This window comes from Tenacibaculum profundicola (assembly GCF_057220795.1).
In genome coordinates this window covers 2,345,634-2,365,358 of the sequence record NZ_CM170137.1, presented here as the reverse complement: position 1 = coordinate 2,365,358, position 19,725 = coordinate 2,345,634, and the positions used below count along the sequence as shown (strand labels likewise).

15 protein-coding genes are annotated in these 19,725 nt (G+C 33.7%); 7 read left to right on the top strand and 8 right to left on the bottom strand.

The window, feature by feature from the left end:
• Positions 1-88: 88 nt before the first annotated feature.
• The gene (locus tag AC2TDS_RS10155; RefSeq protein ID WP_484735477.1) at positions 89-2,755 is read right to left on the bottom strand and encodes a GEVED domain-containing protein; all 2,667 of its coding nucleotides are present in this window, start codon (positions 2,753-2,755) and stop codon (positions 89-91) included.
• A gap of 515 nt (positions 2,756-3,270) precedes the next feature.
• Here AC2TDS_RS10155 and ruvB point away from each other — a divergent pair.
• From ruvB to AC2TDS_RS10135, 4 genes are read left to right on the top strand one after another with little or no spacing between them, the layout of a single operon-like run.
• Positions 3,271-4,293 (top strand): Holliday junction branch migration DNA helicase RuvB, encoded by a 1,023-nt coding sequence (gene ruvB / locus AC2TDS_RS10150; protein WP_484735476.1) that lies wholly within the window; start codon positions 3,271-3,273, stop codon positions 4,291-4,293.
• Positions 4,294-4,324: 31 nt separating this feature from the next.
• Positions 4,325-6,055 carry a SulP family inorganic anion transporter gene (locus AC2TDS_RS10145; RefSeq protein WP_484735475.1) on the top strand — a complete coding sequence of 577 codons (1,731 nt, stop codon included), beginning with the start codon at positions 4,325-4,327 and terminating at the stop codon, positions 6,053-6,055.
• A gap of 10 nt (positions 6,056-6,065) precedes the next feature.
• Positions 6,066-7,475 carry an MBL fold metallo-hydrolase gene (locus AC2TDS_RS10140; protein ID WP_484738933.1) on the top strand — a complete coding sequence of 470 codons (1,410 nt, stop codon included), beginning with the start codon at positions 6,066-6,068 and terminating at the stop codon, positions 7,473-7,475.
• A gap of 5 nt (positions 7,476-7,480) precedes the next feature.
• A complete protein-coding gene (locus AC2TDS_RS10135) occupies positions 7,481-7,858 on the top strand; it encodes a rhodanese-like domain-containing protein (RefSeq protein WP_484735474.1) in 378 nt (125 codons plus the stop codon).
• Between the two features lie 55 nt (positions 7,859-7,913).
• Here AC2TDS_RS10135 and AC2TDS_RS10130 read toward each other — a convergent pair whose 3' ends face one another.
• Together AC2TDS_RS10130 and AC2TDS_RS10125 are read right to left on the bottom strand one after the other, a co-directional pair.
• Entirely contained in the window at positions 7,914-9,101 is a 1,188-nt protein-coding gene (locus AC2TDS_RS10130) for a pyridoxal phosphate-dependent aminotransferase (protein ID WP_484735473.1), read from the bottom strand.
• 30 nt (positions 9,102-9,131) lie between these two features.
• Positions 9,132-10,223, bottom strand: a complete 1,092-nt coding sequence (locus tag AC2TDS_RS10125; protein WP_484735472.1) for a fatty acid desaturase family protein — start codon at positions 10,221-10,223, stop codon at positions 9,132-9,134.
• Positions 10,224-10,366: 143 nt separating this feature from the next.
• Between AC2TDS_RS10125 and rsmG the strand changes: the two genes are divergently transcribed.
• The gene (rsmG, locus tag AC2TDS_RS10120) at positions 10,367-10,996 is read left to right on the top strand and encodes a 16S rRNA (guanine(527)-N(7))-methyltransferase RsmG (protein WP_484735471.1); all 630 of its coding nucleotides are present in this window, start codon (positions 10,367-10,369) and stop codon (positions 10,994-10,996) included.
• 249 nt (positions 10,997-11,245) lie between these two features.
• Here the strand turns inward: rsmG and AC2TDS_RS10115 are convergent, their stop codons facing one another.
• From AC2TDS_RS10115 to AC2TDS_RS10100, 4 genes are all read right to left on the bottom strand, one after another.
• A complete protein-coding gene (locus tag AC2TDS_RS10115; protein ID WP_484735470.1) occupies positions 11,246-12,886 on the bottom strand; it encodes a DUF1501 domain-containing protein in 1,641 nt (546 codons plus the stop codon).
• Between the two features lie 27 nt (positions 12,887-12,913).
• On the bottom strand, positions 12,914-14,545 hold the full coding sequence (locus tag AC2TDS_RS10110) for a DUF1800 family protein (protein ID WP_484735469.1): 1,632 nt from the start codon (positions 14,543-14,545) through the stop codon (positions 12,914-12,916).
• A 232-nt stretch (positions 14,546-14,777) separates the two neighbouring features.
• Positions 14,778-16,010, bottom strand: a complete 1,233-nt coding sequence (locus AC2TDS_RS10105; protein ID WP_484735468.1) for a DEAD/DEAH box helicase — start codon at positions 16,008-16,010, stop codon at positions 14,778-14,780.
• 194 nt (positions 16,011-16,204) lie between these two features.
• Positions 16,205-16,711: a CvpA family protein gene (locus AC2TDS_RS10100; RefSeq protein WP_484735467.1), complete on the bottom strand. Its 507-nt coding sequence runs from the start codon at positions 16,709-16,711 to the stop codon at positions 16,205-16,207.
• Positions 16,712-17,241: 530 nt separating this feature from the next.
• Here AC2TDS_RS10100 and AC2TDS_RS10095 point away from each other — a divergent pair.
• Positions 17,242-17,598 carry a hypothetical protein gene (locus AC2TDS_RS10095; RefSeq protein WP_484735466.1) on the top strand — a complete coding sequence of 119 codons (357 nt, stop codon included), beginning with the start codon at positions 17,242-17,244 and terminating at the stop codon, positions 17,596-17,598.
• A gap of 190 nt (positions 17,599-17,788) precedes the next feature.
• Positions 17,789-19,159: a redoxin domain-containing protein gene (locus AC2TDS_RS10090; RefSeq protein WP_484735465.1), complete on the top strand. Its 1,371-nt coding sequence runs from the start codon at positions 17,789-17,791 to the stop codon at positions 19,157-19,159.
• A 59-nt stretch (positions 19,160-19,218) separates the two neighbouring features.
• Here the strand turns inward: AC2TDS_RS10090 and AC2TDS_RS10085 are convergent, their stop codons facing one another.
• Entirely contained in the window at positions 19,219-19,578 is a 360-nt protein-coding gene (locus AC2TDS_RS10085) for a YraN family protein (RefSeq protein WP_484735464.1), read from the bottom strand.
• Positions 19,579-19,725: the final 147 nt, after the last annotated feature.

Here is a 19,725-nt window from a genome sequence, read left to right as displayed (position 1 = left end):
CTACTGCTATTATTGATTTTTCTATCTCATATAAAGAAAAAAACACTCATTTTCTTTTACAGTAAATCGTATCAAACAATAACTGGTACTATTTTACTAGCATTTTGAAGCTTTTATAATCCTTTTTACCTCCCATTCTTACCATGTATGTACCAGGTGAAGTGTATGACATATCTAATGAATATTTATACATATCACCTTCTTTTGATATGTTATTAAATACTACCGTTTTACCTAAGATATCGTAAACTCTAAAACTGATAATGTCGGTATATGGCGTCGTTAATTGAAATTCAAATTGCTTATTAGCTAGAGTTAACACTTTTAATTCTGATTTGTTCAAGACAATATCATCTGTGCTTAATTCAGTGTCCACTATATTTACAATATAATCATGAACTTCCCCAAAGCGAAAATCAGAACAAGGATTATTGATATCACCTTGTGATGTTATATCAATAGCCTTAGCCCTTAAAACATAAGTTCCTAAATTGGCTGATTCAGGGATGCTAAAATTAAAGTCCTGTAAATCATTTGCTAAAGAGAATGATTCGCCCATAATTACTTGTTCAACAGATTCAAAGGTACCACTGTCGTCAAAATCTATCCAAACAGATAAACCTTCTCCACTTGGGTTGGTTTGCCAATTATGCTGGGCTTGTAAAAGATGTTCATCTGTAGCTTTATCGATGTCAGTTGATAAATGCTTTCTATCTACATAGCCCTTTATATCTCCTGTACTATTACAGCCATTGTCACCATTATCTGCATTAATGGAACCTAAAACAAACTTTTTAATTCCATCTACATTACATCCCTCTGTAGCAGTCGGAATACAATATTCTAAAGAGTTAGTTACGGTAATAGTGTTACTATTATTAGTGTTGTTTTCATCAGTGTCTAATTCAGTAAATGCTTCAATGGTATAGGTTTGGTTGTTGTTGGAAAAATCTGCGTTTTGAGTAAATGTATATTGAGCGGTACTATTTTGTGTAATTGTACCTGTATAAGTTTCAGTAATAATATTCCCGCCATCAATAGAATAGCTAACAGGGAAGTTAGATTGATTATTTTTGCCAAAATTTTTAATGCTTACAGTTATAGCTTCTGAGCTGGTTAAAGAACCATTAGTAGGTGCGTTAATACTTGTAATCCCTAGATCGTTGGTTAGAGGTTCGGACAGTTGAAAAACAGCGGCCATGTTACTTCTTTGATCGCCTTTAAAGAACTCACTAACAAACCAAAAATCTGAATTATTAGAAGGGTCAACAGTAAGATGGGAATAGTCTGCATATCGGTGTCCGGGACTATCAGTGTTACTTAGAACGATTAATTCTTCCAATGCAGTCATGGTATTTAACGGGTCGTCATGAAACCTTCCAGAATACCTTAGAGATATACGTTCTTCTGTGCTCAAAGAAGAGTAGCCCATTCCAATATTTCCATCACCATCCATCGCCATGCTTGCGGCAAAAGCATGTCTTCCCTCGGGAGCAGTATAAGTCCCTTCTTGATACACTGACCAAGGCTTTCCGTCTCCCTCCTGTCTTAATTCGTACCATCTAACACCTGCTAATTCGTCTTCGGAATTTGTATTTACGACAAAATTAAAAACAACAGAATTATGTGTGTCAAATTTTCTGAATTGAGCTTGATTCATAATAGCTCCTTGAATGACATCTATATCTATTCCATTGGGTTGCGTTAAGTTATGAAAAGATCCACCATCAAAAACAGAGATGAAAGGTGAGGTATGGATTTCAACGGGAGCTGATATTGTTGAATTACTCGAATCATCCCAATCAACATTTACAGTCCATAGTTTTAAATGGTCAGCATCAATGCCCTGCCAAGCATCGTCTTGCATATATACAAGGGTAGCATTACCTCTTGCTGGCAAATTACCATCTGTAACATTGAATACTTGAGGGCTAGCAAAACCATTTGTTACAATCCCTGGTAAATCAAAGGCTTGGATACCTGCATTAGGGTCTCCTGCAAGCATTTTATCTCTATCTAATACCCATATAGGTGCTGAACCTTGTGTATAGTTTGCGGTAACATAATATCCATCTGACCATATAGAAAACTTCGTGTAATCAGGAAACATTTCGGTTTGGAAAGAATCTGCACTATAAATATGCCAACCGCCGTTTACAGGATCGCTATTCTCGGATATAGCTACATGAAAGCCATTCGGATTATCTTCAAATTCAGTTACAATATATCTATCTACTGCAGCGTCGTAAAGAACTATTGGGTCACCATCTGCACCGCCAGGAAATAGTGTAGCTAAACTGGCCGCATCTGTGGCTGGAGTTCCATCTTTATTAAATATTCTGAAGGCAACATTCCATGCAGCAATGTAGTAATCTCTACCAATGGCCCCTGTAGGGTCAGACGGATTAGCGGTTAGATTTGTCGTTTCAAAAGTTAAACTTGTAGACCTTACACGTTGTTTAGCATGTCTATTTTGATGATGAACTAGAGGGTCAAATTTTTTCGGTAGCCCTTTACCAGGAACGACTTTGTTTCCTTTTCTTTTCTTGTCCTTTCCAAAACGATTGCTTTTATCAATTTTGGCAGGGATAAACGTACCTTGTTCTATTTGTTTTTTTATACTTGGTACAAATTGATATGTTAATTTTCCTTTCCAACTAACTTTGTTAGTTTTGTTTGGCCGTGAATTTTGCGCATACGCAATTGAAAGAAAAAATACTGTAATTAAAGATAATAAATGTTTACGGTTTCTCATGGTTAATTAGATATAAAGATTCCTATAAACTAAGTTTGATTACTATTTTATTATACAGCAGTAGTGATGTGAATAAGTTTTTAGTAGGTTAATAATTGATTCTGATGTTAAAACTACAAAAAAAAATCTCTTTAGGTGGTTTATAGTCAGTTATTTAGTTGTTTTCTTTATGAGTTCTATATTTTTGTGATCTCTGGTTAAATTAACACAGAATTTATAAAAGAAGTACCTGCCGGTTAATTGATATAGTATGTTGTTAGACAATGTGCTTTCTAGGGTTATTCATACGTCTTACAAATGGATTGTATAAGGCAAATTGAACTTTTTGGAGGTTAGCAGTTAATCATAAACATTAATGTTGGATATTAGAAAATAGGAGCACAAGAAAAATTCTGAATGTATCAGGTAGTTCAAGAATACATAATTTATGGAAGATTTTTATTTTGAGGGTTTAAATTTTAAGCGTAACTTTTATTACAAAATTAACGTATTATTTAAAGTATATTTGTAGACGTATGAATGAGCATTTAAATCCAGAAAAGAATAACTATTCGAATGAAGAAATTGATATCGAAAAGAAACTTCGTCCACTTTCATTTGATGATTTTACTGGTCAAGATCAAGCAATTGAGAACTTAAAAATTTTTGTAGAGGCTGCTAATCAGCGTGATGAGGCACTTGATCATACATTGTTTCATGGTCCTCCTGGTTTAGGAAAAACAACCTTAGCTCATATTTTAGCAAATGAACTTGATGCCGGTATTAAAGTCACCTCAGGGCCTGTATTGGATAAGCCAGGTGATCTAGCCGGATTACTTACCAACTTAGATGAAAGAGATGTACTCTTTATTGATGAAATTCATCGTTTAAGTCCAATTGTGGAAGAATATTTGTATTCTGCCATGGAGGATTTTAAAATTGATATCATGATTGAGTCAGGGCCTAATGCACGTACGGTTCAAATAAATTTAGAACCTTTTACGTTAATTGGAGCTACAACGCGTTCTGGCTTATTAACAGCACCAATGAGAGCCCGTTTTGGAATTAGTAGTAGACTACATTATTATTCAACAGAGCTACTAAGTACAATTTTACAAAGAAGTGCTTTTATTTTGAAAGTACCTACCTCGATGGAAGCTGCCATTGAAATCGCAGGAAGAAGTAGAGGAACTCCTCGTATTGCCAATGCTTTGTTAAGAAGAGTTAGAGATTTCGCTCAAATAAAAGGAGATGGCAACATAAATATAGAGATTGCCAAATACGCCTTAAATGCCTTGAATGTCGATACTCATGGTTTAGATGAGATGGATAACAAAATTTTAAGCACTATTATTGATAAGTTTAAAGGAGGCCCAGTTGGCTTAACAACATTGGCAACAGCCGTGGCTGAAAACCCAGAAACTATAGAAGAAGTCTATGAGCCTTTTTTAATACAACAGGGGTTTATAATGAGAACTCCCAGAGGTCGTGAAGTAACAGATTTGGCTTATAAACATTTAGGAAGAATAAAAGGATCTTCACAAAGAGAATTATTTTAGTTTTGATGTAAGATAGTATGCTGTATAAAGAATGAAACTTATAAAGAAACTTATACCTATTTTAGAATGGTTGCCCAACTACAAGAAATCTCAACTTCGAGATGATGTAGTTGCAGGGATAACAGTGGCCATAGTGTTAATTCCACAAGGAATAGCATATGCCTTAATTGCTGGGCTACCACCAATCTATGGTTTGTATGCCGCATTGGTTCCTCAATTGATGTACGCTATATTTGGGTCGTCTCGTCAAGTGGCAATAGGGCCCGTTGCGATGGACTCATTAATTGTTGCAACAGGAGTTTCTACATTGGCGTTAACAGGGTCTGAAAGTTATATAACCATTGCTATTTTGTTGGCATTTGTGGTGGGGATAATTCAGTTTTTGATGGGGATATTTAGATTGGGGTTTATTGTTAATTTCCTTTCTCGACCCGTAATTACTGGTTTTACATCGGCTGTGGCGCTTATAATAGGATTGAATCAATTTAAAAACTTGTTTGGAGTTGACTTTTTGCAGAGTGATCAGATTTATATTCTCTTTGAGGATATTATGAGTAGAATTCAATATTATGATAAGAATACAACTATTATTGGTTTAGTGGCTTGTGGTATTATTATTGTTTTTAGGAAAATAAATAAAAAAATACCCAATGCATTGATTGTCGTAATTCTAGGGATTGTTATTATAAAATACTTTGGGAAAAGCTGGGCAGGAGTGGCAATTATTAGAGATGTTCCTTCTGGATTACCAAGTTTCACCATGCCTGTTATAGACCTTGAACTGATTAAAGAGTTAATGCCTATAGCCTTGACACTTGTTTTAGTAGGGTACCTAGAAACTATATCAATAGGAAAAACCTTAGAGGCAAAACAAGATGAATACAGAATACGGCCCAATCAAGAATTGGTAGCACTTGGGTTGAGTAATATCGTCGGATCATTTTTCAAGTCCTATCCATCCGCATCGAGCTTTTCTAGATCTGCGATCAATTCAGAATCTGGAGGAAAAACAGGAGTTTCAGCGATTATTTCGGCTGTATTGGTCATATTAACCTTATTGTTTTTAACACCTGTGTTTTACCATCTTCCTAAAACGATACTGTCAGCCATAATTATTGTAGCTGTTTTTAACCTTATCAATGTGAAAGAAGCTAAACGATTATGGAGTGCTAATAACCTCGATTTTTGGTTGTTGCTGGCTACTTTTTTATCCACATTATTTTTTGGAATAGAATATGGAATTCTAACAGGGGTGGGGCTTTCTCTTATTTTGTTGATTTTTAGAACATCTAGACCTTATATTGCAGAATTAGGAAAGGTGCCGGATTCCGATTTCTACAGAAATAAAAATCGATTTAAGGAAGTTTTGATCGATAAAGAGGTTTTAGTATTTAGGTTTGATGCGCAATTGTTCTATGCAAATGCTAGTTATTTCAGAGATAAGTTAGAGGAAATGGTAGATAGAAAAGGAGAAAATTTAAAATTGATTGTACTAGATGCAGAGAGTATTAACCGGGTGGATAGTACAGGAGTTGAAATGCTTAAAGAACGTATCCGTTACTATAAAAAAAGACAGATAAATTTTTATTTCGCAGGAGTGAAAGGACCTGTAAGAGATGATTTGTTTAAAGGAGGGTTACTAGAAGAAGTGAGTTTAGCTCATTTTTTCATGAGGGCAAACGGAGCAGTTCACTTTTATAAGACAGGAGATAATTTAAATCAAAAAAAATACGCACAATACATACATCAAGCGTATGAATAATCATAACGATATGAAGATAGAACAAATATATACAGGTTGTTTAGCACAAGGAGCATATTACGTTGAAAGTAATGGAGAGGTAGCCATAATTGATCCATTAAGAGAGGTTCAATCGTATATAGATAAAGCGGCGAAAAATAAGGCACAGATAAAATATATTTTTGAAACGCATTTTCACGCTGATTTTGTCAGTGGACATGTGACTTTAGCTGAAAAAACCGGGGCAGATATTGTTTATGGGCCTACAGCAGCTACTAGGTACCAGGCTCATATTGCGCATGATGGTGAGGTTTTTACAATAGGAGATATTACGATTACCGTTTTGCATACACCAGGGCACACCATGGAAAGTACTACCTATTTGTTAAAAGATAAAGAAGGAAATAACCATGCTATTTTTAGTGGAGATACCTTGTTTTTAGGAGATGTAGGAAGACCAGATTTAGCTCAAAAAGGAGCAGATATGACGCAAGAAGAATTAGCAGGATTATTATATGATAGTTTGCGAACTAAAATAATGACTTTAGAAGATACTGTCATCGTATATCCGGCTCATGGTGCTGGATCGGCATGTGGTAAGAATTTGAGTAAGGAAACAGTGGGGACGTTAGGAGAACAGAAAAGAACCAATTATGCTTTACGAGAAGATATGACTAGAGAGGAATTTATTAAGGAAGTAACAGAAGGACTACTTCCCCCTCCTGCATACTTTCCATTAAATGTAAAAATGAACAAAGAAGGTTATCAGTCTATTGATGATGTTATTAAAAGTGGCTCGAAGGCATTGTCAGTTGAAGAGTTTGAGACGAAAGCGAATGATTCTAATGCCATTATTTTGGATGTAAGGCATCAATTTGAATTTATCAAAGGCTTCATACCGCAATCTATCTTTATTGGATTAAAAGGCTCTTTTGCCCCTTGGGTAGGAGCATTGATCAAAGATGTTAAGCAACCTATTTTATTGGTGGCTCCAAAAGGAGAAGAAAAAACGGCTATTACAAGATTATCGAGAGTCGGTTTTGATAATGTTTTAGGGTATTTAGAAGGTAGTTTTGACACTTGGAAAAATGAAGGTAGAGAAATTGATACGTTACAGTCTATAAGCGCTACTGCTTTAACAGATAAATTTAAAGATAACGAGCCTATATATGATGTTCGTAAACCGGGAGAATATACAAATGGACACATTGTAGATGTTCCTAATACCCCTTTAGATTTTCTCAATGACCACATAAGTGAATTTCCAACAAATAGAGATTTTTACCTTCATTGTGCAGGAGGATATCGATCGGTGATCGCTGCGTCGATATTAAAGGCAAGAGGATATCATCAGGTTATAGATGTTGCAGGAGGATATAAAGACATTAAAGAAACATCAATACCAAGAACAGTAGGTGAATGTACATCATCGGTAAAATAGAGAATATGAAATTGCTAAAAAGAGTTTTAGTTGTAGTAGTCATTGCTTTAACAAGTTGTAAAAGACAGGTAGATAGGGTAGGTGATATTAGTGTGGTCGATTTACAAACTATTTTAAACAGCAGAAATGATGTGCAATTGGTTGATGTAAGAACTCCCGTAGAATGGGAAAAGGGAGGCATTAAAGGAGCCTTAGAAATTGATGTAACCTCTAGTGATTTTGAAGATAAAACGTTGAAAAAACTAGATAAAAATAAACCAGTGTACTTGTATTGCCGATCAGGAGGAAGAAGTAAAATAGCTTCAGAAATATTACTAGAAAAAGGGTTTCAAGTATACAATATTGACGGAGGCTATTTAAAATGGCAAGAACACACAAAATAAAAAAAAGCGTGATAATAGAGTTATCACGCTTTTTTATACTAGAGTTACGTAATAATTAACTCAGTATTTTCTTAATTCTTCTAACAGCCTCACGTAACTGTAATTCAGAAGCAGCATAAGACAAACGGATACAATTTGGTGCACCAAAAGCCTCTCCAGTAACGGTTGCAACATTTGCTTCTTCTAACAATAGCATAGAAAAATCATTGGCATTTTTAATTTCTTTATTACAAATAGTTTTTCCGAAAAAGCTAGATATATCTGGAAAGATGTAAAAAGCTCCTTCAGGAACATTTAATTTAAAGCCGTCAATTTTACCTAATAGGCCTAAAATAATATCTCTACGGTGTTTAAATTCATCTACCATATATTGTACTTTTTCAGGAGCAGCTAATACTGCTGTAATGGCAGCTCGTTGAGCAATACAATTAGTTCCTGACGTAATTTGCCCTTGCATTTTAGTACAAGCTTTTGCAATCCATTCAGGAGCTCCAATAAAACCGATTCTCCATCCTGTCATAGCAAATGCTTTTGCTAATCCATTTACAGTAATCGTTCTATTGTACATGTTTTCGATGGCGGCAAAACTAAACAGTTTTTTCCCATAGTTTATATGCTCGTAAATTTCGTCAGATAAAATATAAATCTGAGGATACTTCTCTAGAACTTTAGCAAGTGCTCTGTACTCTTCTTCACTATAAATAGACCCACTTGGGTTATTAGGAGAGTTAAAGAAGATCATTTTCGTTTTTGGTGTAATAGCAGCCTCTAGTTGTGCAGGTGTAATTTTAAAATCGGTATCAATAGACGAAGGAATCTCAACAAATTTTGCTTCACATAAGATAGCAATTGCTGAATAACTAACCCAATAAGGAGCCGGTAATAATACTTCATCTCCTGGGTTTAGTAAAACTTGGGCTACGTTTGCTATTGATTGCTTAGCACCAGTAGACACAACAACTTGGTTTGGGCTATAATTTAAATTATTATCTCGCTTAAATTTCGTGCAAATCGCTTCTTTTAACTCTCCATAACCATCAACTGGTGTATATGAATTATAGTTATCATTAATTGCATCAATGGCGGCGTCTTTAATGAAATCAGGAGTGTTAAAATCTGGTTCTCCTAGGCTTAAGCTTATAATATCTTTCCCTTCAGCTTTCAGTTCTCTAGCTTTTGCAGCCATTGCTAACGTTTGAGAAACAGGTAAACTGTTAATTCTGTTTGATAATGCGTTTGACATTGTTTTAGTTATAATATTGGGTTGTTTATGTTATGCCAATTGAGGTTTTTTCCCTAATTCCGATAAATGTTTAAAATGCTCTATAACCGCCTTTCTAGTTGTTTTGTATTCGTTATACGGCAGGTTAAATTCTATGGCAGTTTCTTTTACAATTTTAGCCAATTTTTTATAATGAACGTGAGAAATATGAGGAAAAATGTGGTGTTCAACTTGATGATTTAAACCACCTGTGTAAAAGTTAACAAACCAATTTTTGGGTGCAAAATTAGAAGTGGTGTATAATTGATGGATAGCCCATGTGTTTTGCATATTTCCCTCATCATCAGGTAAAGGCATTTCAGTGTTAGGAACCACATGTGCTAATTGAAAAACAACACTTAAAATAATTCCTGCGGTATAATGCATAACAAAAAAACCTATCAAAACCTTCCACCAAGCAACATTTAAGATGAGAATTGGTAAAACAACCCATAAAGCATAGTAAATTACTTTTGAAATAACCAGTTTCGTCCATTCTTTAGCAGGGCTAGGAAATTTACCATAAGATAATTTTCTTTTTAGGTAACTTCGCATTTGCTTAAAATCTGTAGTGATTGCCCAGTTAATGGTTAATAACCCGTATAGGAAAAATGAATAGTATTTTTGAAATTTATGAATCCATAACCATTTTGCATGTTTTGAAAAACGAATAATTCTACCTGCATCGATGTCTTCATCGTGATCTTTAATGTTTGTATACGTATGGTGTAAAACATTATGTTGCACTTTCCAGTTGTATACATTACCTGCTAAAATATAGATACTGCTACCCATTAGCTTGTTTACCCATTTATTACTCGAAAATGACTCGTGATTGGCGTCATGCATTACATTCATTCCAACTCCAGCCATTCCAATTCCCATGACTATAGTTAAAATTAAGGTTATCCATTGCGACATATCTATGGTTAGAATTAAAACAAATGGAACAAGAAATAAAGAGAACATTATAATGGCTTTGGTATACAGTTTCCAGTTCCCAGTTCGTTTAATGTTATTTTCTTTAAAGTAATTATTAACTCTTTTGTTCAAAGTTCTAAAAAACTTTTTATTATCTATCCTAGAGAAGTTTATTGTCTTCATATACTGTGCTATTAAAAATACAAAAATAATGTTTTAAATGATGCCTACTCATTTAAAACGCGTTTTTAACGAGTTTAATATCTTTTTGTTTAAAAATAAACAAAACGAATTAGTTTTATATTTTTGCAATGAAAATTTTATTCATGGAAATTATAAAAAAATACTTTGCAAACCTGACGGAAATTCAAGAAGAACAATTTGCCAAGTTACAAGAATTGTATAAAGACTGGAACTTGAAAATAAATGTGGTTTCGAGAAAGGATATAGACGAATTATACCTACGCCATGTTCTGCACTCCCTTGGAATTGCCAAAGTAATGCAGTTTAAGCCCAAAACTAAGGTGTTGGATGTCGGAACAGGTGGTGGATTCCCTGGAATCCCATTGGCTATTTTATTTCCTGAAACTAATTTTCACTTGGTAGATTCTATTGGGAAAAAGATAAAGGTAGTAAATGAGGTGGTAGAAGGATTAGGCTTAGAGAATGTCAGAACTACGCACGGTAGAGTAGAAGAAGTAAAAGAAAACTACGATTTTATAGTGAGTAGAGCTGTGGCTCAAATGGAAACTTTTCACCGTTGGATTAAAAATAAAGTGCAAAAAAAGCAAAACCATGAGTTAAAGAATGGTATTTTGTATTTGAAAGGAGGCGATTTAACGGAAGAATTGGCCAAGTTTCCGAATGCGACTATATATGATTTGCCAAATTATTTTGAAGAAGATTTTTTTGAAACGAAAAAGGTGGTGCATATACCTATAAAATATAAAGGGTAGCAATCGTATTTCTGAAGTCAAATCACACTATTTATGATGTTAATTTACTCGCCATAATTGTTTACGATAAGTTCAAATGGTAAATGGGATAAACCGAAATTAAAGGGTAATTTCAAATCATAAGTGGTTTAAAAAGAAAATGGTGTCTTTTTTTTACAAGGAATAAACATATCGTTTAAGGTTACTAGCGCTTTTTTTATTTAAGGAAGTGCCTTTAAGTAAGGTAATTCTAGTTTGGAAATGGAAGAATTATAATCTAAAAACTTTGTGCGTTTCTGCTCTTCCGTTACTTTTAATCTTTAGAAAATACATACCAGATGCTAGGTTAGGTAATGCAATACTAATTGTAGTAGCAACTAGTTGTTTATTGCCCTGTAAAATAATTTGTCCCTGATTGTTATAAAGTTGGTAACTGACACTAGAATGCTGGTTGGGTGAATGTAGATTTAACGTGTCAGTAAATGGATTTGGATAAATAGACCATTTTGGGGTGCTATTATCTATAATGGATTCATTTGCAGACAAAGTATCGCTTAGGCAATCGGTAGCTACGGAATGTGAGTTTTTTAATAGTTCTGTGATTTTTGAATTGGTAAAACTTTGATGAGAGGTATTATCAAAAAAGGTGGTATCCACAACAAGGTTGCTAGCTCCTAAGAAATCTTGTAAAAGAGTGCCAAATACTTGTCTATAATCATACTGAATACTTTCTAGTTGATAGTTATTATTTTCAACAGCCTCCGATAAGTCTACATTAATTCCAGAGACTCCTCCTTTTACAGGGTTTCCAAAAACGAACATTGGGGCAATTTCACCGTGGTCAGTACCGAAATTTCCATTTTCTTTGGCTTTTCTTCCAAATTCAGAAAAAGTTAAGCCAACAACATCATCGGCAATAGTTTGTGCTGTTAAATCGTTTATGAATGCTTCAACAGATTCAGAAACCGTGTTTAAGAGGTCAAAATGCTTTCCTTGAATATCGTTATCGCCTTGGTTTTGAGTATTGTGGGTATCAAACCCGCCAATGCGAACCATGTATATTTTAGATTTTAACCCACCGCTTATCAATCGAGCAACTGTTTTCAACTGGTTGGATAAATCAGTATCTGGATATTCTGTTGCGTTATTCCCATTATTAAAAGCTGTTGAAATTGATTGTGAGTATTGGCTTGATAACTCACTTACATTAATTATATATTGCAATTCTTCACCAAAGTTTGAGTTAGGAATGTTAGAAGGGGGTGTTCCTCCCAAACCGTTTAATTCTGTGTAAAATCCGGCAGGATCTTGACCAGAGATATTAATAGATAACCCATGTTCTTCCTCACCATGAAATCCGAGTTCTGTTTTACTAGAGCCTATTTGAACGCCTAATGGATAATTTTCTTGCAATTCACCTGAATAATACTTTTCAACAAAGCGACCTATCCAGCCAGAATCCCTTCCATTTCCCCAGCTGTTTCCATCATTTCCCGTTGAGTATAAATCTTTGGAAGCAAAATGGCTTTTGTTCTGAGAAGGGTAGCCCACCGACTGCAATACTCGGAGTATACCTTTATCGTACATTGATTTAAAGCCTGTTAATGCAGGGTGTAAGCCTAACTGCTGGTTTTCAGGAAGAGTGCTGTCTAAGGTCATAAAACTATGATTTCCCGAATCAGGGATTTTTAAAGTAGGACGAAGATTAGCATATGCATCGTAATTATTAATTGGAATAAGCGTATTCAATCCATCGTTACCACCAGCCAAATTTATAAGCACCAATTTTCTATTGGATAAATCTCCACAATTAGCAACATCCACTGTTTTTAGCATAGCCCTTAATTCAAAAGGCATTAGACCTAATGCAGTTACGGCAGATGAGAGTTTTATAAAAGTTCGTCTTTTCATCGTGTTTAAAATTTATAATTATAACGATTACATTAATTGAAATTCATGTGCGTTTACCATTCTTGTTATCAGGGCGTTTAATCGTGTTTTTACAACAGAATCATCACCGTCGTTTTCGAATTTTAACCAAGCATTGGTCCAGTAATAATCAGGATAACCTTCAAGTAGGTTTTCTGTGAAATAACTTTTTCTTTCATCGTCAATACTTTCAACATATAAAAAATCGGCAAGTTCAGTTACTAAATCAACGGCACTTGAGGGGTTGGTTGTGTATGTTTTTATGAAATTTGGTACATCGAGAGTTACTCGAATTCTTCCATTATTACCGATTTTATTTCGTCCACTAATAAGGCATTCTATCATTTTATATCTTCCCAATACAGTATTGGAAGAAAACCAATGGCGATCAAAATCGGGTTCTTGATAATGACCAGGGTAACCAGCAACAGAATCAGGCTCCCAGAAATTCATACCAGTAGTAGCTAGAAATGAATTATGCATAAAAATAAAAAAAGTGTAGAAATAATCTATATCTATTGTCGGGTCTGGTATGTCCAGTCTAAAAAAAGATAAAGTCTCGTTAACTAGTTGTAATGAGCTTTTTACGATACTACCAATAATTTCATCGGTAGAGTTTTCGTCACTTTCATCAAAAAAGTGTTTGGAGGTAAGCAATGTTTTTACTGTTGGTAATAGTTCGTAATTGTTGTTTTTCAATTCGGTAGCTAAGGGCAATATTATGTCGTTTTCGACCTCATCATCCCATTCGCTTTTCACGAAAAATCGATATAATTTTCTGCAAAATGAGATGGCCGTTGCTTCTTTTGAAAATATCATTTCAACGTATTCATCAAGCTCCGCTGCAATGCCGTCTTCTGTATTTTTTCCCTCGATCACATAATTATCGAAAGCATGGCTAAACGTTTTGTCATTTGAATCGTGTTTGTTAACAGCAATTATTCCTTTTGGAAGATTAGTATCACTATCAATGACGCTTCTATCCGCTTTTGTTTTAATGCCTGAGAACACTTTAGCGGTTTGTTGTATGTCTATTTCAGTATAATTTGTGTAGTCTCCGTTGCCAATTTGCGGACCTTTTAAGATGGTGAACAATTCTAAAAACTCCCTTGCATAGTTTTCATTTGGATTATTCGCATTGTTTTGAGTATTGTCTAAATAATTCAGCATTGAATTATCAAACGTGATTTTTTTAGCTAAACCTTTAATGTTTCCAAAAGCATAATGCTCTAATAACCGTAGATGATCAAAAAAGAGTGTTGAAGGGCCAACGGCATTTTTAGCTATTGTAAATGACGTGTGTAAAAAGAAAGTGAGTTTTCCTTTTAATGATTGTTGCTTAAAGGTATTGTACCACCACCACGAGGTAAGAATTCTGCGTTTTCTACCTTGGCCACTAAAAGTGTTAGGATGTTCGGTTGAGGAGGTCCAATTACCGTCTGGAGCTCCTTCTGGCAGTGGGTCATATGGTTCTTCCCAACTATTGATTTGTGATTCAGTAAGTTTATTAAAAGCCTGCTCAGGTGTTAAATTGGCAAATTCTTTAATGGTCTCTATTGAATAACTAAATGAGGCTCTACGTAAAAAATGCTTGGCTTTACGAAGTCCTAAAACTTGAGTATATTGTTCTAAACTTTCCATTTGTAAGGGGATGATAGTACTACAATATAGGTGTTTATTTTTTAAGCAGCTGTTTGTTAGGTGTTAAAATAGTTTTCTTAGGTGAGAATTGAAATGATACTCATTGGAATTTGTCCAATGATTTTTCTAATTCCTTATGGAGTTTTGTATGCCCAGATAGATCGGTAAATTAATACCAAAAGGAATATTAGATGTTCCTTACAAGAAGAAAAAAATTACAGGTATATTGAAATTAATACCAACGTTTTTTGTTCTTTTTTGAATTGGCTGATTTTCTTCCTTTTTTATGTTTGCTAACCGTATTGGGTTGTTTTTTGGACTTGGGTTTTTGTATAGGGAATGGGTGGTCTTCAATAACAGTTATTGACTTTTGTAGCACCTCCTCAATAGTTTTGATATAGGTTATTTCATCTTCACTGCATAAAGAGAAGGCAATACCTGATTTTCCAGCTCTTCCTGTTCTTCCTATTCTATGCACATAGGTTTCAGGAATATTGGGTAAATCATAATTAATAACGGCGTCTACTTTACTAATATCAATGCCACGAGAAGCAACATCAGTAGCAATTAAAATAGTTGCTTTTTTGTTTTTAAAGTCTTCAATGGCTTTGTTACGAAGTATTTGAGTTTTATCGCCGTGTAAGCTGGTTACGCTATAATTATTTTTTTTAAGTGTTTGCTCCAGCTTGTCAACACCAAATTTTGTACGTCTAAAAATGATTATTTTTCCATGTATTGTATTGCGCAATAAATGCAAACATAAATCCGTCTTATTTTTTTTAGGCACATAATATAATAATTGCCCGATATTTTTAGCGGTGGTTTCTGTTGGGGAGACAGTAATTTTTTCAGGGTTTTGTAGCATCGATTTTGCTAGTTCAATTACCTTTTCAGGCATCGTAGCAGAAAACAGTAATGTTTGTTTTTTACGTGGACAGAGTTTTTCAATTTGTTGAACATCTTTGATGAACCCCATGTCTAACATTAAATCAGCTTCGTCTAAAACAAACGTTTCTAAAAAACTTAAATCAATTGCTTTCTGTTTATACAAATCAATCAATCTTCCTGGAGTGGCAATTAAAACATCAACCCCTTTATTTAAAACATCTTTTTGAGGCGTGGTTGAGATACCTCCATAAACCGCTGTACTTCTTAAATTAGTGTATTTACCATATGCTGTGAAGTTTTCTTCAATCTGTATGGCTAATTCACGCGTAGGGCTTATAACGAGAGCTTTAATTTTCTTTGCATTTTTTTCCGAATCCTGTTCTTTAAGTAAGCTTTGTATAATAGGTAAGGCAAAAGCAGCTGTTTTACCCGTACCCGTTTGCGCAGTTACAATAATATCTTTTTTATCTAAGACTATTGGAATTACTCGTTGCTGCACTAAAGTGGCCAAATGGTGTTTATTTTCGGTAAGTGCTTTTAGAATGGATGGATTTAAATGTAAATTAGAAAACTGCATTGATTATTTTTTTGCAAAGGTAGGGTAAAAGGACAGATTTATTTTCGTATATCACTTTAACTTTGAAATCGTTTACAGATGGATTAGATTAAGAAAAATATCGTATAATTTGAAAGTTAAAGCTTTTAATAGGTGCTTTTTTATAAATTTCTAAGCAAGTTGTTATTGGTATAGCGTATCAATACCCTTTAACCTTATATTTCTTCTTTAAGAACAGTTGTGTCATTAATAATCGTTGGAAAGATGGTAGGGGCAATTTTTTTTACGGGCTCATATAAAATAGATTCCTCTAGTTTTTCCTCACTAACAAAAGGTATCGTGTTGTTCATTTTTCCAAAAAGAATAAAAACCACACTTAAAATTAACCCAATTTTTAAAGCCCCAAAAACGCCACCTAAAATTTTGTTTAAAATACCCAAGGCTGCAAAATTTGCAATTTTAGTTAAAATTTTCCCTAGTAATGCCACAATCACAATAATGATCACAAAAGTAGTTGTAAAGGCAGCCAACGAAATATATTTTTCATCCCAATCGACAGAAGTCTTTAACCAATCGCCAACAAAGTAAGAAAAATGGATTGCTCCATATACCCCAGCTACTAGTGCAACTAAAGAAGCCACTTCCACGAAAAGCCCTTTCATTAACCCTCTTATAAACCCAAAGAGTAGCAAAGCAGCGATAATTATATCAAAAGTATTCATACATTCTATTTTAACATCGTATAAGGTACTGCGCTAGGATTAAGGCACTTAATATTTCGAGTTAATCCTAAACTCGATAAAAGTACAAAATTTGAGTTAACCATCTTGCCATTTTAGGGTGTGTGCTGCTATTTCTTTGATGCAATTCAGATCACTCTTCATGACATTTATAAAACGGTTTGTAGTATTTGTTTAGAAATTACTTTCCTTTATTTCTCACTTTTGAAATATCAAATGGCACTGTTTAATGTTAGGTTATTAAAAGAACAAACAAGAATCTCGACACCTACTTAACGTAGAAAAGAAAAATTTAATCGAGTAGCTAATCTTGATGTTTTTTGACTTGAACAACGAGCTTTGACATTTATGTAATGGTATAAAAAATATGTAATGAAAATGATGTCATAAACTGTAGTATTAAATTTACGATTTAGGTTTAGTTTAAAATTTCTAACCTAAGGAATATAAAGACCTATGAAAGTTATACAGAAATAATCAACTCATTTGTATCTTTGTGTTTTTTAAAAAACATGGACAGAAAAATCGAGTTAAAGGAAAAATGGGATTTCATTGTAAACAAGCTCTCTAATCAATTCGCAGACGGTGATGTGTTGGATGTAGACAGCGTTATTTATTTGATTGGTGTTCAGGAATTAGGTAAAGGTCATCAAGTGTTTAAAAAAGATGAAAAGGTAAATCTAATGCACATTGCAATATGCAAACTTCTTGAGCCTTATGGGTATTATGAGTTTGATTATTTTGACAATGAAGGCTGGCCTCATTACAAAACGCTAAACGAGTTACCTAGTTTAAAACCTGGTGAACAATCCGTGCTAATGAAAGAAGCTATAATAAGCTATTTTGATAATTTAGGTTTTATTGATTAATAATGGCTTTAATTTGTTTTAATATTAAAATAAATTATGTTGTTTTTCTGAGAAACTATTATATATTTACTGAACAATTTGGTTGTTTTTATCTATTTATTAAAAATAAATGGCAATTTTGGTACGCTTCTTGGAATATAGATTAAAAACAAACCCATTTTAACCCTTAAAACAACTTTATCAATATATTATGATTAAAAAAATATTAAGTTTAATAGTCTTTATATCCGCTGTGGCGAACGCACAGTATTCTATTAAAGGTACGATGACTCCACCAGAAAAAGGTGACTGGGTTATGCTTCATAAACTTCAAGGAATAAAACCAACGTATATTTCAAATACAACAATTAAGTTTGACACTATTAATGTGGGAGCCGACACGCAAGTTTTAGGTAAATTTTCTTTTGAATTACCTAAAAATACGCCATCAGGTGTGTATCGAGCCACTTATAGAAATAAAGGAGTAGGTTTTGTAGACTTTATTTTCAATAAGGAAAATGTGGAATTTATCTTCAATCCTAAATTTCCAGACCAATCTGTTGTATTCACAAGTTCAAGAGAAAACAAACTTTATAATGAGTTTTTAGAAGCCTATGCGTTACTTCAGAAAAAAGTAGATTCTCTTCAAATGGAATATATAAGAACGCCTAATAAAGACATTAAAAAGGCCTATAAAAAAGCATTAAATGAATTGAAAGACCTGCAAGAGATTTATGAAAATAAGTCTGAAGGAATGCGTACCAATAGTTTTATCAGAGCATCTCAACGTTATAACCCTTCAAGTGTGATGAGTAATATGCAAGAATACTTGACCTCTACCGTTGATAATTTCTTTGAATATATCGATTTTGACAATGGAGATTTATACAACTCTTCTTTCTTGTTTGATAGAGTGAGTGATTTCGTTTTCTATTTGAATTACTCTGATGATCAGGTAACACAACAAAAATTACACAAAGAATCAATTCAACGAATAATGGATATCGTTGCTGGCAAAAAAATAAAGAAAGAAATTATAGAATTCTTAGCTACTAGTTTCACGGAAAAAAGGAATTCGGAAATAGTTGATTGGTTGTTTAGCGAGTATTATGATAAGCTAGCGAATAAAAACGAAGGGTTTAAAACCAAAAAACTAGAACAGCTGAGTGTTTCTGTAGGAAGGATAGCTCCTGACTTTTCATGGAAAGAGGGTGAAAAAGAGTACACATTATCTTCCTTAAATGATGGAAAAAATTACCTAATTATTTTCTGGAGTACTGGTTGCCCGCACTGCGTGAAAGAAGTGCCAGAAGTACATGGTTTCATGCAGAATTTTAGCGACACATCTGTAATCTCTTTTGCTATTGAAGATGATGATGTCGAATTTAACAAGTTTAAAGGGAAGTTAGCTGGATGGCACAATGTTATTGGTACTCATCCTACGTACAAGTTTGATAATGAAGTGGTGAGGAAATATAAAATTGATGCAACACCTACTTATTTTGTGTTAGATGAAAATAAGAAAATTATAGCCATTCCTAATGCCATAGAAGATGTAAAAAAATTCTTTAAAAGTTTATAAAATACATTCACTTTTAGAAAACAAAAAAGAGACTACTTAGTTAGTCTCTTTTTTGTTTTCTAAAAGTGTAAAAATGCATCTTCAATATGCTTAATGATAAACTCATTCTTATTTTTGATAATGGCAATAATATCGAATTGAACTTCTATGTCTAAATCTCTTTCTATTACATAGTTGTCTGCAGCAGAGACTAGTAGTTTTATTTTTTTAGAATTAACGAATTCCTCAGGATTACCGAAATAATCAGAGGAGCGCATCTTAACCTCAATCACAGATAGCAATTCACCCTTCCTAGCAATTATATCAATTTCCGCTTTTTGATACCTGTAATTTCTTTCAAGAATTTGGTATCCTTTTTTCTTTAAAAAACCAATAGCTAACTCCTCTCCTTTTTTTCCTAATTCATTATGATGTGCCATTTTATACCTTTTTTATCCTTGAGTTTTCTTCTGAAATTGTGAAGGTGTGATTCCGATGGTTATTTGAAACCTTTTAATCAGCGTAATGAAATTAAAAGATAATTTCAAATTTCAATCAGTGTAACTTATATGATCCTAAGTTTGTAA

Excerpts from the sequence above, each read along its gene's own strand:
- AC2TDS_RS10155 (WP_484735477.1), bottom strand. The coding sequence starts at position 2,755 with ATGAGAAACCGTAAACATTTATTATCTTTAATTACAGTATTTTTTCTT.
- ruvB (WP_484735476.1), top strand. The coding sequence starts at position 3,271 with ATGAATGAGCATTTAAATCCAGAAAAGAATAACTATTCGAATGAAGAA.
- AC2TDS_RS10145 (WP_484735475.1), top strand. The coding sequence starts at position 4,325 with ATGAAACTTATAAAGAAACTTATACCTATTTTAGAATGGTTGCCCAAC.
- AC2TDS_RS10140 (WP_484738933.1), top strand. The coding sequence starts at position 6,066 with ATGAAGATAGAACAAATATATACAGGTTGTTTAGCACAAGGAGCATAT.
- AC2TDS_RS10135 (WP_484735474.1), top strand. The coding sequence starts at position 7,481 with ATGAAATTGCTAAAAAGAGTTTTAGTTGTAGTAGTCATTGCTTTAACA.
- AC2TDS_RS10130 (WP_484735473.1), bottom strand. The coding sequence starts at position 9,101 with ATGTCAAACGCATTATCAAACAGAATTAACAGTTTACCTGTTTCTCAA.
- AC2TDS_RS10125 (WP_484735472.1), bottom strand. The coding sequence starts at position 10,223 with ATGAAGACAATAAACTTCTCTAGGATAGATAATAAAAAGTTTTTTAGA.
- rsmG (WP_484735471.1), top strand. The coding sequence starts at position 10,367 with ATGGAAATTATAAAAAAATACTTTGCAAACCTGACGGAAATTCAAGAA.
- AC2TDS_RS10115 (WP_484735470.1), bottom strand. The coding sequence starts at position 12,886 with ATGAAAAGACGAACTTTTATAAAACTCTCATCTGCCGTAACTGCATTA.
- AC2TDS_RS10110 (WP_484735469.1), bottom strand. The coding sequence starts at position 14,545 with ATGGAAAGTTTAGAACAATATACTCAAGTTTTAGGACTTCGTAAAGCC.
- AC2TDS_RS10105 (WP_484735468.1), bottom strand. The coding sequence starts at position 16,010 with ATGCAGTTTTCTAATTTACATTTAAATCCATCCATTCTAAAAGCACTT.
- AC2TDS_RS10100 (WP_484735467.1), bottom strand. The coding sequence starts at position 16,711 with ATGAATACTTTTGATATAATTATCGCTGCTTTGCTACTCTTTGGGTTT.
- AC2TDS_RS10095 (WP_484735466.1), top strand. The coding sequence starts at position 17,242 with ATGGACAGAAAAATCGAGTTAAAGGAAAAATGGGATTTCATTGTAAAC.
- AC2TDS_RS10090 (WP_484735465.1), top strand. The coding sequence starts at position 17,789 with ATGATTAAAAAAATATTAAGTTTAATAGTCTTTATATCCGCTGTGGCG.
- AC2TDS_RS10085 (WP_484735464.1), bottom strand. The coding sequence starts at position 19,578 with ATGGCACATCATAATGAATTAGGAAAAAAAGGAGAGGAGTTAGCTATT.